General features: G+C 33.8%; 13 protein-coding genes. 9 read left to right on the forward strand and 4 right to left on the reverse strand.

The window, feature by feature from the left end:
• Positions 1 to 388 precede the first annotated feature (388 nt).
• The 5 genes from Q7P22_RS01800 to Q7P22_RS01820 all read left to right on the forward strand — a co-directional run bounded on the left by Q7P22_RS01800 (position 389) and on the right by Q7P22_RS01820 (position 4870).
• Positions 389 to 670 (forward strand): cysteine-rich small domain-containing protein, encoded by a 282-nt coding sequence (locus Q7P22_RS01800; protein WP_303859953.1) that lies wholly within the window; start codon positions 389 to 391, stop codon positions 668 to 670.
• 122 nt (positions 671 to 792) lie between these two features.
• Positions 793 to 1614, forward strand: coding sequence for a Cof-type HAD-IIB family hydrolase (locus Q7P22_RS01805; protein ID WP_303859955.1), 822 nt, complete (start codon positions 793 to 795; stop codon positions 1612 to 1614).
• A 131-nt stretch (positions 1615 to 1745) separates the two neighbouring features.
• Positions 1746 to 2171: a CBS domain-containing protein gene (locus Q7P22_RS01810; RefSeq protein WP_303859957.1), complete on the forward strand. Its 426-nt coding sequence runs from the start codon at positions 1746 to 1748 to the stop codon at positions 2169 to 2171.
• A 322-nt stretch (positions 2172 to 2493) separates the two neighbouring features.
• Entirely contained in the window at positions 2494 to 3159 is a 666-nt protein-coding gene (locus tag Q7P22_RS01815; protein ID WP_303859959.1) for a rhomboid family intramembrane serine protease, read from the forward strand.
• Positions 3160 to 3172: 13 nt separating this feature from the next.
• On the forward strand, positions 3173 to 4870 hold the full coding sequence (locus Q7P22_RS01820; RefSeq protein ID WP_303859961.1) for an FAD-dependent oxidoreductase: 1698 nt from the start codon (positions 3173 to 3175) through the stop codon (positions 4868 to 4870).
• Between the two features lie 191 nt (positions 4871 to 5061).
• Here the strand turns inward: Q7P22_RS01820 and Q7P22_RS01825 are convergent, their stop codons facing one another.
• The 3 genes from Q7P22_RS01825 to Q7P22_RS01835 form a co-directional block, all read right to left on the reverse strand.
• Entirely contained in the window at positions 5062 to 5673 is a 612-nt protein-coding gene (locus Q7P22_RS01825) for a flavin reductase (RefSeq protein WP_303859963.1), read from the reverse strand.
• A 120-nt stretch (positions 5674 to 5793) separates the two neighbouring features.
• A complete protein-coding gene (locus Q7P22_RS01830) occupies positions 5794 to 6123 on the reverse strand; it encodes a branched-chain amino acid transporter permease (protein ID WP_303859965.1) in 330 nt (109 codons plus the stop codon).
• Positions 6124 to 6813: an AzlC family ABC transporter permease gene (locus Q7P22_RS01835; RefSeq protein WP_303859967.1), complete on the reverse strand. Its 690-nt coding sequence runs from the start codon at positions 6811 to 6813 to the stop codon at positions 6124 to 6126.
• Positions 6814 to 7088: 275 nt separating this feature from the next.
• On the opposite strand from Q7P22_RS01835, the gene tkt reads away from it, so the two are divergent.
• Positions 7089 to 9056, forward strand: coding sequence for a transketolase (tkt, locus tag Q7P22_RS01840; protein ID WP_303859968.1), 1968 nt, complete (start codon positions 7089 to 7091; stop codon positions 9054 to 9056).
• Positions 9057 to 9250: 194 nt separating this feature from the next.
• The gene (gene htpG / locus Q7P22_RS01845) at positions 9251 to 11125 is read left to right on the forward strand and encodes a molecular chaperone HtpG (RefSeq protein WP_303859969.1); all 1875 of its coding nucleotides are present in this window, start codon (positions 9251 to 9253) and stop codon (positions 11123 to 11125) included.
• Positions 11126 to 11350: 225 nt separating this feature from the next.
• Here the strand turns inward: htpG and Q7P22_RS01850 are convergent, their stop codons facing one another.
• Positions 11351 to 11713 carry a hypothetical protein gene (locus Q7P22_RS01850; protein ID WP_303859970.1) on the reverse strand — a complete coding sequence of 121 codons (363 nt, stop codon included), beginning with the start codon at positions 11711 to 11713 and terminating at the stop codon, positions 11351 to 11353.
• Positions 11714 to 11970: 257 nt separating this feature from the next.
• Here Q7P22_RS01850 and Q7P22_RS01855 point away from each other — a divergent pair, with 257 nt between their 5' ends.
• Both Q7P22_RS01855 and Q7P22_RS01860 read left to right on the forward strand, forming a co-directional pair.
• Complete coding sequence (locus Q7P22_RS01855; protein ID WP_303859971.1) at positions 11971 to 13143, forward strand: MalY/PatB family protein; 1173 nt, start codon at positions 11971 to 11973, stop codon at positions 13141 to 13143.
• 129 nt (positions 13144 to 13272) lie between these two features.
• Positions 13273 to 14207 (forward strand): hexokinase (locus Q7P22_RS01860; RefSeq protein ID WP_369695475.1); only part of this gene is annotated, 935 nt, incomplete at its 3' end.

Consider the following 14207-nt stretch of genomic DNA (forward strand, 5'->3'; position numbering starts at 1 on the left):
GACCTCATGTACACTTCGAAGTGCGAAATAATGGAGCACGACAAGTTATAACTGATTATTTTGAAGGTTTAAAGGTAGGCAGACATGTAGCACCTGTTTATTTAGATTAAAAAAATCCGCTGATTCTTTCAGCGGATTTTTTAATAGATGGTAAGACAGTAAGCAAAATCATAACTCATCTATAGACGAATAAAAGTCCAATATCTAACCTCTTACCTCTTGCTTCTAATCGTCACAACCCTTGTTAATATTCTGAATATTCATTATAATATTAATATAAGCAAAATAAAAGAAATCACTACAAAAGGATATTAGCTTATATTAAGCCCATTGTTAGAGGCACATAGGACATCTGAGAAGGTCTGATTAATTAAAAAGAAGGTGCAAAATGAAAGTAAGAAAAGATATAGAGACAGAAAATTTCAGATTTTTTTCTCATAAAGAATGTGAGTACTTTCCATGTCATAAAGTAAATTCTCCAGAAGATTTCAACTGCATATTTTGTTATTGTCCCTTATATGCATTAGGAGATCAATGTGGTGGAAATTTTTCGTACACAGAAAAGGGCATAAAAAACTGTACAAACTGCAACATCCCCCACAGAAGAGAATCCTACGACAAGATTTTAGAAAAAATGGATAAGATAATGGAAATAGCAAAGAAGAAATGAAGCCGTGACAACCAGCTATCAGCCTAAAAGCTATCTACGGTAGCTAAAAGACCAAAAAAGGATTCATGCGAACTGGTCACTAATGGCTGGAGATTGATGACTTATAAATGAGGAGTAATAATATGGATATTAAATTAATTGCAATAGATATGGATGGGACTTTGCTTTATTCTAGAAATGAAATTAGGCCTAGAGTAAAGGAAGCGGTATTAGCTGCGGCAGAAAAGGGCGTTAAAATAGTGATCTCTACTGGAAGAATTTATTCTTCTGCTAGACAGTACACTAGGTTATTGGGAATTGAAACACCAATTATTTCTAGCAATGGCGCTCTAATTCGCAAAGATGATGAAAATCTTTATAAGTGCTCTATTCCTAGAGATGCCCTTGAAGAAGCTACTAATTTACTCATCGATTATGATGATATTTATTATCGCATGTACGGAGATGAAGTCTATTATTCTAAAAAAGAAAACAAAGCTGTACAGGACTTTATGAATTGGAATAAAGGTCAAAAACCTGAAGAGCAGATAAAAGTAAAGGTTATTTCAAATCCCCTAGAAATTTTTCGAGAGGGAGAAGATATTTTAAAGATGTTTCTTGTACAAGAGGAAACTTATCAAAAACGCTATGATGAACTCATTCGTAAACTAAATGAAATAAGAGGTGTCTACTGCGTATCTTCTATGCCAAAATCAATGGATGTTATTAATAAAAATGTAAGTAAAGGTCACGCCCTAGAACATTTAGCCAAAAGATACAATATTGCATCGGGTAATATTATGGCCATAGGAGATAATTATAATGATATTGAAATGATTCAATACGCCGGAATAGGCGTTGCTATGGGGAACGCAGACGATGAAGTGAAAAGAAAAGCAGATTTTGTTACAAAGACCAATCTAGAAGATGGAGTTGCAGTGGCTATTGAGAAGTTTATATTGTGATTAATGTGGTAAGCAAAACCAAAACGTCACTTCTGGTGGCATAGGTTTTACATACTTTTTTTAAATGAAAATTTTGCTTGTAATGAAAAAATTCTTTCATCACATACTATATGTGAAGGGAGCTGAAGTAAATGAAAGCAAAGAATATTATGACTAAAAAGGTAATCACTGTTCAAAAAAACGCCTTAGTTTCAGAAGCTGCAAATAAGATGAAACAAGCAGGTGTTGGTGCAGTAGCTGTTGAAGATAACGAAAATATTGTAGGCCTTATAACGGATAGAGATATTGTTTTACGAGATGTAGCTGAAGCAGATCAACCTGGTCAAATGAGGTGTAGTGATATTATGACTACAAATATTGCTACAGCTGCACCAGAATCAAATGTGGATGATGTAGCTAGAGTAATGTCTGAACGTCAAGTAAAGAGAATACCTATTGTAGAACGAAATAAAATTGTAGGTATGGTTTCACTAGCAGATCTCTCACAAACAAGAGGTAAGAAAAGTGAAGCTGGAGATACACTAAGAGATATTACTACAAAACAAACTTTCCAATAAAGCAAAAGAGGGTGCAGAATATAGACTGCATCTTCTTTTTTAAAAAATAATATATACATAAAATAACTCTAGTTGTTATGCTACCATCTTTAAGGTTTTAGCTGAAGGATTCTATTATTTTACGCTATATTTTTGTTAACAAGTAATTTTTTCTTGTTTAACCACGGTAAATTTTAATGAAAGATGAGCACAGGACATGGAATAGTACGAATATAAAATTCTTGGTGTTCATTGTTCATTGTGACGTAAGTCCATATTTATTGATTACCTGTGTTTTTTTCTTTTTTATAGTATAATAATACATAGAAAGAAGGTGTTGCCTATGGATTGGAAAAATAAATTAGAGAGAAAATGGAGACCCTTTGCCATTCACAATTTAATGGTGTACATAGTATCCATAAATTTTGCTGTCTTTGTAATACAGTATTTAGGTTTAGTTCCCAATATTGTAGGTTATTTGTATTTTTTACCCTCATTATTTTTACAAGGGCAAATTTGGCGAATGATTACTTTTATTTTTATTCCACCAAGTGCAGGTGTTATATTCATCTTATTTGTTCTATACTTTTATTATATGATAGGATCTTCATTAGAAAATGAATGGGGAACTGCCCGATTTAATATTTACTACCTCTTTGGTATGATGGGAGCAATTATTGGGTCTTTTATTACAGAATATCCTGCTACATCGACCTATCTTAACTTATCATTATTCTTAGCTTTTGCGCAAATTTATCCTGAGCATGAAATATTATTATTTGGAGTTTTACCAATTAAAATGAAGTACTTGGCTTATTTGAATTGGTTTCTCTTTGCTATGACTATTCTATTTGGAGCTGTTCCACTAAAAATCTTTGCTGTTTTTTCACTTATAAACTTCTTCCTCTTTTTCTATGAAGATTTTTTTAAGGATTTAAAATTAAAAAGGCAAGTGTATAAAAACCGAAAGAACTTCCAAGGACAAGTTCGAAAATTTAAAAGAAAATAAGGAGGGTATTGTGATGAATAAAAAGGTTTTAATTGTAGGCGGTGTTGCAGGTGGAGCTAGTGCAGCGGCTAGACTTAGGAGGCTAGATGAAAATATAGAAATTATACTCTTTGAAAGAGGACCGTATATTTCTTTTGCCAATTGTGGCTTGCCATATCATATAGGAGAGGTAATAAAAAAGAGAGAAAAATTATTGTTGCAGACTCCTGAAGCGATGAAGACGAGGTTTAATATTGATGTAAGGGTTCATAATGAAGTGATCTCAATAGACAAAGAAAATAAAAAAGTATCTGTAAAAAACACCATCACAGGGAATATATATGATGAAAGCTATGATGAACTCATTTTGTCAACAGGTTCTTCTCCCCAAATACCTGCCATACCAGGTATCAATGAGAAAAATATTTTTACGATATGGAATATACCAGATATGGATGATATTAAAGATTATCTGTCTAAGGAAAATATAAAGGAAGTCAGTATTGTTGGTGGAGGCTTTATTGGAGTGGAGATGGCGGAAAATTTTTGTGAGCTTGGTTTAGATGTTCATATAATCCAAAGACCAAATCAAGTCATGCCTACTGTAGATTTTGAAATGGCTCAATTCCTTCATCGTTACATGGAAGATAAGGGTATTAAACTGATTTTAGAGGATGGCGTCAAAGAGTTTCGATCTGAGGGCGACAAAACGATAGTTGTTACAAGTAAAGGAAGGGAAATAGTCTCTGATTTAGTGCTTTTATCCATTGGTATAAAAGCAAACAGTCAGCTTGCAAAAGATGCAGGTTTGGAACTAAATGATAGAGGTGGCATTGTAGTAAATGAATATTTGAAAACATCAGATCCGCATATTTACGCCGTGGGAGATGTGATACAGGTCAAAGATTTTGTAAACAATGTAAATACAATGGTTCCTTTAGCTGGTCCAGCAAATAAACAAGGTAGAATTGTAGCGAACAATATCGCAGGGTATAGAGAAGAGTACAAGGGAACTCAGGGAACTTCTGTAGCAAAAATCTTTGATATGACCGTTTCTAGTACAGGAACCAATGAAAAAACCCTAAAGAAATTAGGAAAAGTTTACGGTAGGGATTACCAGTCTATCCACTTACATCCTGTTAATCATGCAGGCTATTATCCAGGATCTCAAGTTATTCATATGAAGTTCATCTATGAACTACCAACTGGAAGAGTTCTAGGTGCTCAAGGAGTTGGTGGTGCTGGTACAGATAAGAGAATTGACGTCATTGCAACAGCAATACGCTTTGGGGCAACGGTGGAAAGTTTAAAAGAATTAGAATTGGCCTATGCACCCCCATATTCCTCTGCAAAAGACCCTGTTAATATGGCTGGCTTCATAGCTACAAACCATTTATCAGGGAATATGGATGTGATTCAATATTATGAAATAGAAGAATTAGATTTAAATGAGTACACGATATTAGATGTAAGAACACCTGTAGAGCGAAATTTTGGTTTTATTCCAAATTCCATCAATATCGCTGTAGACGAGCTCCGAGGTCGACTTAATGAATTGGATAAGACTAAAGCTATTGTGGTTTATTGTGCAGTGGGAGTCCGTTCTTGGACAGCTTATAATATACTCAAACACAATGGATTTTCTCCTCGTAACTTAGCAGGAGGCTATACAACCTATTCTACTGCGTATTATAATCAAGAAAGCAAAATAGATTATTCTGATAATATATAAATTCTGACTAGAGAAGAAGAAATCAAAGTCAAAAAGCGAAAAAGTAAGAATTCAATTTGAATTCTTACTTTTTCATTGTAAAAGGAAAGTTCTACATTTGGCTTAACTACTATTTTATATGAAGGTGAATTTTTCACCTACAAATCTTAGTCTGATAGCTGTTGATTGTTGTTAAAAATCGTAGAGGTTTTCTACTTTGTTGCTCTAAAATATGCATAACTCATAGGGTCTTTTGCTTCGAAAATTTCTCCGCCTATAACGTTAACCACAAATAGATTATGTGATCCTAAATCTTGTGTTCGATCCTTTTGTATTTCACATTCTACATATCCGATGGCATTTGTTAAAACAGGTAATTTTAGGTTCTTTGAACGTTTATATTGTGCATTTTTAAACTTTTCTACATCTCTTCCAGAGCTATATCCAAATCTTCTTACTTCATTGTGATTATCTGTGCCTAAGAAGTTTACAGCAAATACACCAGACTCTAAGATATAATCACTTGTTAAATTGTTCTTATTAATTCCAATAACGGCTTGCATTGGAGTATCTGTCATTTGAACAAAGCTATTAGAAGTCATACCGTTTATTTTATTATCTTTATTAAAAGATGTTATAACGTATAAACCATAAGTACAATTGAATAATACATTTTGAATAGCTTGTTTTTCTTTTTCGGATTGTTGCACTTCCTCTGGCATTAAATCAAATTTATCGCTACCTACGCCACAAGTTGGGCATTTTTCTGGTGCATTAGGGCCTGTATGGATATATCCACATACTCTACATTTCCATTTTTTCATTATATAATCCTCCTTAATGTAATGGTTCGTAATAATGATACCCATCTAAATTATTGGCTAAACATAATTATTTTGTATAAGAATAAATATACGAGGTGGCCAGGTGATTTCGCTTAGAACTCAAAATACAGTCTGCACTAGGAACATATACAACACCGTACTTCCACCAATGCTTATTAGAGTATTATTTTTCCATAAATGTAATAGGGTGATAAATGCTATTGAAATAAGCTCGGGAATACCATGAGGTGATGTCGTTACGCTTACACCTTTTAGACAGTAAATGATTAACATACCCATAATAGCATAGGGAAGTACTTGTCCTAAATAATCTATATATTTTGGCGTTTCTTTATTTTCTGGAAAAAGAAAAAAGGGGATTGCTCTCGTCAAATAAGTTACTAGAGTTATCAAAGCTATGGTGATGATTAATTGTCTAATTGTCAGCATTTATGAAATCCTTTCTCTAACAGGTTTATTTGCATATGTAAGAACCAGTAAGATTCCGATCATAGAAGGTATAATAAAATTGTCTGCTCCAAATAGAATTAAGCAAATAATACTTGTAAATACGCCTATTAGTGCAGGTCTATGATTTGTAGTAGACTTCCATTGGTTGATAAAAATTACCACAAATAGAGCTGTCATGACGAAATCGATACCTGTAGTATCAAAGGTGAAAAGTGAACCTAGTATTCCACCTATGGCAGAGCCTAAAACCCAATAAAAATGGTCTAATAATGAAATAAATAGATAAAACCAGTTATCATCTCCATCATCTGGGGCCTTTGCGGAACAAAGAAGAGAAAAAGTCTCATCTGTTAAAGAAAAAATCATGTACTGCTTTAACTTCCCCATTTTAGGAAAACGAGTCAACATAGATAAACCGTAAAATAAGTGCCTTGCATTGACCATAAGCGTAATAAGAATGGTCCCGATTATATTAAATTCGCTAGTAATCAAGCCTACTGCAACAAATTGCATGCTTCCTGCATAAATAAAAATGCTCATAATAATTGCCCAGATATAATGGTATCCGCTACTACTTACTAGTATTCCAAAAGCCATTCCCAAGAAAAGATATCCCATTAACACAGGAATTGTATGGGGAAAGGCAGCTTTTAAAGCCTTCTTTTTCATAAAATTTAAATCCTTCCATTTTAAATTTAGCAATCTAATGCAGTAAAATACATTATATCATAAATAAGTTGCAGATTGCTTCGTAGTTTGGGTCGTTGGCACCTGCTCATAAAAATCATCCTCTTTTCTCGTGTAAGCACGAAAATGTCCTAATTTATGTGAGCAAATCTACTAATTCTTAAGATAATTTACTTTCTATAAAATCTTAATAAGAATAATTTACAAACAAAGGGGTATAAATAACAAGAAAAGAAAATAAACCTCGAGGTGATGAAATGGAGAAAAAAGCAATTAATGCTATGAGAATTCTAGGAGTAGACATGATTAACAAGGCAAACAGTGGACATCCTGGAATTGTTTTAGGTGCAGCTCCAATAATGTATACGTTATTTACAAAACATTTAAAGTTTAATCCCAAAGATCCAAAATGGTTTGATAGAGATCGCTTTATCATGTCTGCTGGACATGGTTCAGCCTTGTTATACTCTGCACTTCACTTAAATGGCTACGACCTTCCAATGGAAGAGTTAAAGAATTTTAGACAATGGGGATCAAAAACGCCAGGTCATCCAGAATACGGCCATACTCCTGGTGTAGAATCTACTACAGGACCATTAGGACAAGGAATTGCAACATCAGTTGGACTTGCTATAGCAGAAAAATATCTGGCTGCGACTTTTAATAAAAACGACAAAAAAGTAATAGATCATTATACTTATGTATTATGTGGAGATGGAGATTTACAAGAGGGCGTGGCTTTAGAAGCCATTAGTTTGGCAGGTCATTTAGCTTTAGATAAATTAATTCTCTTATTTGATTCTAATGATATTCAATTAGATGGACCAGTTAATTTAGCAAGTTCTGAAGATGTAAAAGGTAAATTTGAAGCCATGAACTGGAATTATATTAAGGTTGAAGATGGCGAAGATTACGAAAACATCGATAAGGCTATTACACAAGCTAAAGGAAATAATTCAAAGCCAACCATCATAGAAGTAAAGACTATTATTGGACATGGCTCTCCACATGCTGGAAAAAGTGCTACACACGGGTCTCCTCTAGGAGAAGAAAATACAGTAGCAACGAGAAAGACATTCGAATGGGATAAGGAACCATTTACTATTGATCAAGATATATACAATCATTATACGGAGCAAAATCTAAATAAGGGCATTAAAGCATACAAAGAATGGATGGAATTAGTAGATGAATACGAAAAATCTCGCCCACAAGAAGGCAAGGAATTAAAAGGACTTATAAATAATCAACCTTTAGATATTGATTTCGACAAGATTTTTAATTCTTATGAAATAAAGCCTTCTATAGCTACAAGAGCATCTTCAGGAGATATTTTAAACCTTCTTCAAGAAAAAACCCCACTTCTTATTGGTGGTAGTGCAGATTTAGCTTCTTCGACTAAAGTAAAGGGCATAAATGGAGACTTTGGACCAGATAATTTATTAGGTAGAAATATTAATTTTGGTGTTAGAGAACATGCGATGGCTGCAGCAGTGAATGGATTAGTACTTCATGGATTAAAAGGTTTCTCAGGTGGATTCTTTATTTTTAGCGACTATATGAAACCATCTTTAAGATTAGCAGCTCTTATGGGTATACCAAGTGTTTTTGTGTTCACTCACGATTCTATAGCCGTTGGAGAAGATGGCCCAACTCATGAACCTGTAGAGCAAATTGCAGGGCTGAGGTCTATTCCTAATATGGATGTTATTAGACCAGCTGACACCACAGAAGTCATGGGTGCTTGGGAACAAGCATTAACCTGCCAAAGTGGACCTACTTGTATTTTACTAACAAGACAAAACCTTCCTGCCCTTAAAGGCTCTTGCAGAAAAAAAATGAAAAAGGGTGGGTATATTATATCTAAGGAACAGAGTAAAATCGATGCGATTCTCATAGCAACAGGTAGCGAGGTATCTTTAGCAGTGGATGCTCAAGAAGAGCTTTTAAAACAAGGAATTGATACGAGAGTTGTTTCATTACCTTCTTTTAAATCCTTTGAAGAACAGTCAGAAGAGTATAAAGAATCCGTCCTTCCCAAAAACATTACAAAGAGAGTAGCTATCGAAATGGCTTCCTGCTTTGGATGGCATAAATATATTGAACATGAAGGCAAAACAATCACAATAGACAAATTTGGAGCCAGTGCGAAAGGTGAAGAAGTCATCGAAAAATACGGTTTCACAGTAGAAAATGTAGTAAGTACAGTAAAAGCTCTGCAATAATGCAGAGCTTTTACTGTACTAGTTCTAAGTGTTTAAGTAAAAGCAAAGTCACCAAGGTGACATAAAGCCTTTACATAGAACATAGAACTTAAATCATAGAACTAAAAAGCATTGACAGAAGGGAGTGTTTGTGTAAAAATAATATTAGCACTCGATTAATAAGAGTGCTAATAAACATATGAAGGAGCGGTTTTATGGAAGTAAAGCAATTTCAAGCGGAATCAAAAAAATTACTTAATATGATGATCAATTCTATCTACACACACAAAGAAATCTTTTTAAGGGAATTGATATCAAATGCTAGTGACGCCATTGATAAGATTTATTACAAGACCCTAAGTGAGGACACTCTAGTCTTTAATAAAGAAGATTACTATATAAAAATCGATGTGGATAAGGAAAATAGAACCTTAACCATAAGGGATACTGGCATAGGGATGACAAGAGATGAATTAGAAGAGAATTTAGGCGTTATCGCTAAAAGTGGCTCTTTTGATTTTAAAGAAGGTAACCAGCTCCAAGATGGCCATGATATCATTGGACAATTTGGGGTAGGTTTTTATTCTTCTTTTATGGTTGCTCAAAAGGTTACAGTAATTAGTAAATCATTAGGAAGCGATGAAGCTTACAAGTGGGAGTCAGAAGGCGTAGAAGGTTATTTCATTGAGCCAACAACGAAAGACGGTGTTGGCACTGAAATTACCTTAGAGCTAAAGGAAAATTCAGAAGATGAAAATTACGATGAGTACCTAGAGCAGTACCGATTGAACGCTATTATTAAGAGGTATTCCGATTTTATTCGTTATCCTATTAAAATGGACATAACAAGTTCAAGACCTAAGGAAGGTGCTGAAGGAGAATACGAGGATTACACAGAAGAACAAACGATTAATAGCATGGTACCAATTTGGAGAAAAAACAAAAATGAATTGACAGATAAAGATTATGAAAACTTCTACAATGAAAAACACTATGGTTTTGATAAACCAATTAAACATATTCATATTAGTGTCGACGGTGCAGTAAGCTACAATGCAATTTTGTACATCCCAGAAAGTATACCTTTTGATTACTATACTAAAGAATTTAAGAAGGGTTTAGAATTGTACTCAAGTGGTGTACTTATCATGGAAAAATGTGAAGACCTTCTTCCAGATTACTTTAGTTTTGTAAAGGGTCTAGTAGATTCTGACGATTTAACTTTAAATATTTCAAGAGAAGTATTACAGCATGATAGACAATTAAAACTTATTGCTAAAAACATTAAGAACAAAATTAAAAACGAACTTTTAAATATTTTAAAAAATTCTAGAGAAGAATACGATAAATTCTATACATCTTTTGGAAGACAATTAAAATATGGAATTTACAGCGATTATGGCTCACATAAAGACGACTTACAGGATTTAATCTTATTCTACTCTTCTAAAGAAAAGAAAATGGTCACTTTAAAAGAGTATGTAGAGAGGATGCCTGAAGATCAAAAATACATTTACTATGCAGCAGGAGAATCTATAGAACGAATTGACAAATTGCCACAAACAGAAATTGTAGCAGAAAAGGGATATGAAATTCTATACTTTACAGAAGATGTAGATGAATTTGCAATCCGTATGATGAATGTCTATGAAGAAAAAGAGTTTAAATCTGTATCCTCTGAAGATTTAGGATTTGAGACAGAAGATTCAACTCCTACAGAAGAAAAAGAAGAAAATAAAAATCTATTTGAATACATGAAAGAAGTCTTAAAGGAAGAAGTAAAAGAAGTGAAAATATCTAAAAGACTAAAAAATCATCCTGTATGCTTGACCAATGAAGGGGATGTAACTATAGAAATGGAAAAAACCCTAAATGCAATGCCAACAGGTCAAAGTATAAAAGCAGAGAAAGTTCTTGAAATTAACGGTAACCACGAAATCTTTGCTAAGATAAAGGATGCCTTTGAAAAGGACAAAGAAAAATTAGACTTGTATACAAAGGTATTGTACAATCAAGCATTGCTGATTGAAGGCTTGGCAATAGAGGACCCGGTAGAGTTTACAAATAATATGATTAAGTTAATGGTGTAAAAGCTGAATGCAGAAAGTGTAAAACGGAAAGGAGAGCATTGCCTCGCCTTTAGGCGCACTTCTAGCGCTTCTCAATAAGTAGGGAACGGTGCCCTCACCGTTCCGCTAAACATTTCCATACTAGTGAGCTTCAGGAAACATTTGAATATGTCGCCTGGAGCTCTTATCATTGATAACCTTGAAGGTTCTACTTAGAGCTTAGAACTAGAGTACTGTAAGCGCTCTTTATGCTTCTGCTATGGGACAATAGCAAGATCTTTCAAAAACTTCAAAAGAGCTAATTTTATCCAATGGAATGATGATCAAGAATATATCTTTTTTTGAAACTTTGTCACAGCATTCTTTAAGTTTTAAATCTCCAAATATAAGGAGAACGCCATCAAAGAAATCAAAAAAATCTACGTCTCCTAGCTCTGCAGATACTGTTTTGCAGCAGCCTCCGCATTCGAATTCTATAGCGAATCTAAGATCGCCAAGTGATTGCATAGCTCCTAGTACCCCTTGCATGCACTGTTGCATATTAGCACCTGGATTTCCTTTTATAGCTTCTCGAAAATCGTTTAGTACAGCTTTTTGTCTGTTATCCATTATTTATAGGAACCTCCTAAGAAAATTTTAGACTCAAAAGAGAGTCTAAGTACAATAAGGCTTCTTATGTCGGGTTAATATATCATATTAAAATAAAATGTAAATGTGAATAGTAATATAGAAATAATGAAAGTACATAATTTAGAACATAAAGTTTAAATTGACAAGAATAATTAATATAGGTAAACTTAATACATACTATACAAATAAGTTTAATATTATTGATTCAATAGTAGTTATTCGTTAGGAGGATTAAAATGACATATAATTTTGATGAAGTTATCGATCGGAAAAATACCAATAGCCTGAAATACGATTTTGCAGTAGAAAGAGGAAAGCCAGAGGATATCTTGCCATTATGGGTAGCAGATATGGACTTTAGAGTACCTCCAGCAGTGACGGAAGCATTAGTAAAATCAAGTGAACATGGCATATTTGGGTATTCTGATACGAAGAATGAGTATTTTGAAACACTATATGATTGGTATTCATCTCGCTTTGACTTTGAGATTAAAAAAGATTGGCTAGTAAAAACTCCTGGAGTAGTTTATGCTATTTCTACTGCTGTCCGGGCGCTGACAAAAGAAGGGGATGCTATAATCATTCAACAACCGGTATACTATCCGTTTTCTGAATCCATACAAGCTAATAATCGTAAATTAATTAATAATTCATTAATCTATAAAAATGGATCCTATCATATGGATTTAGAAGATTTCGAAAAAAAGATTGTAGAAAATAATGTTCGCTTATTCATACTGTGTAGTCCTCATAATCCTGTAGGTAGGGTATGGACAAAAGAAGAACTTATTTGGCTTGGGGATATATGTGTAAAACATAATGTTATTGTCGTTGCAGATGAAATTCATGCTGATTTTGTTTACAAAGGCCATAAGCATCATGTATTTGCAAATCTAAAACCAGAGTTCTTAGACAACTCCATCATCTGCACAGCACCAAGCAAAACCTTTAATCTAGCAGGTTTACAAGTATCTAATATATTTATTGCCAATAAAGATATTAGATACGCTTTTATAAAGGAAATTGATAGAACAGGGTATAGCCAGTTGAATACTATGGGACTTATTGCCTGTCAAGCAGCCTACGAATATGGTGGAAAGTGGTTAGAAGAGCTAAAAGAATATCTTTCTGAAAACTTGTCTTTTATTAAATCCTTTTTAGCAGAACATTTACCTCAAATCAAGTTAGTGGAACCAGAAGGAACTTATTTGGTTTGGTTAGACTGTAAAGGCTTAGGATTATCTGAACAGGAACTTGAGGAATTAATCGTCAATAAAGCAAAACTGTGGCTAGATGGTGGAACAATGTTTGGAAAAGACGGAGAGAACTTTCAAAGAGTAAACATAGCCTGCCCTAGGGCTATTTTGGAGAAAGCCTTTCAGCAGTTGGCGCAAGCGCTTGAACAATAATGGAACAATGGTTGAACAATGGTTGAACAATGGTTGAACGATGGTTGAACAATGGTTAAACAATTGCTTAACAACCGTTTAACAATAGTTTAACAACCGTTCAACTACCGTTATAAAGAGGGCTTTAAAATGAATATCGAGAAAATAAGAAAAGAAGTATCTCAGTTTTTAAAAGATTATAAAATGAGCTATGAAGATATTGATTTTGAAAAAGAGGCTAGCCAATTTGCAAATCAAATGATAAAAGGCTTAAGTAGCCAGTCTTCATTAAAGATGATACCTACTTATATAGACCCTTTCTCTACCTTTTCCTATGGAGAACCTATCATTGTTTTAGATGCAGGTGGGACGAATTTTAGAAGGGCAGTAGTAACAATTAAAGAAGATAAAATTCTTGTAGAGGATCTACAGATCTATCCTATGCCAGGGGCAGATAAAGTTATTTCTAGAGATGAATTTTTTAAAATCATTGTCCAATACATCTCGCCCATAATAAACAAAAGCAATAAAATTGGTTTTTGTTTTTCTTATCCAGTTGAAATACTTTCTAATACAGATGGCAAAGTCTTGTCTATGACAAAAGAATTAAAAATTACAGATATTGAATCTACTATATTGGGAGAAACCCTCAATTATTATTTATGTCAAGGAGGATATGAAGGCAATAAAAAGGTAGCAGTATTAAACGATACAACAGCTGTATTACTTAGCGGAATAGGTGTTTCTCAAACCTATAAATATGATACCTTTATAGGTTTAATACTTGGCACAGGAACCAATACTTGCTACATGGAAAAGAGTAAGAATGTATTAAAAGATAAACTTCTTAGCAAAAAAGAAGGTCATACCTTGATAAATATTGAATCCGGGGGATATAGTCCTCTATTTAGAGGTGCTATAGATGAAAGTTTAGATCAAAAGTCAAATGATCCAGGAAATCAATTGTTTGAGAAGATGATATCTGGAGCTTATCAGGGGCCCCTTGTCTTTGAGAGCTTGATGCGTGCAGGTAAAGATGGCCTTTTGACTAAAAAAATTATTGAAGAGGTGCCTAGTATATCTTC

It is taken from the genome of Alkalibaculum bacchi (genome assembly GCF_937875145.1).
Taxonomy (GTDB): Bacteria; Bacillota; Clostridia; order Eubacteriales; family Alkalibacteraceae; genus Alkalibaculum; species Alkalibaculum bacchi_A.